Origin of the sequence: Streptococcus mitis, assembly GCF_946190325.1 — a bacterium.
Taxonomy (GTDB): Bacteria; Bacillota; Bacilli; order Lactobacillales; family Streptococcaceae; genus Streptococcus; species Streptococcus mitis_CF.
Genome location: NZ_CAMHZR010000094.1, coordinates 1 through 204, shown reverse-complemented (window position 1 = coordinate 204; position 204 = coordinate 1). Strand labels below are relative to the sequence as shown.

At 34.3% G+C, this 204-nt stretch carries 1 pseudogene; it reads right to left on the bottom strand.

Annotated elements, in window-relative coordinates:
* Positions 1–204, bottom strand: a pseudogene (locus N8M95_RS09295) (hypothetical protein); the annotation flags it as partial.

Here is a 204-nt window from a genome sequence, read left to right as displayed (position 1 = left end):
ACCTCTAATATACTTCACTTTAGGTGAGTCCTTAGAAATATTAAAAATTAATTCCCTTTCTTCAGGAGTTAATTTGTTAAAGACCTTCTCTAGATATCTTTCGCGAGTTGAAAAGTCTTTAAACCCTGAACTCTCCCTCGCAAGTTTGCTTTCCTCTATATTCTTCAGGATTTGTTCTTTGTTATACTTCGGTGTTTCAACATC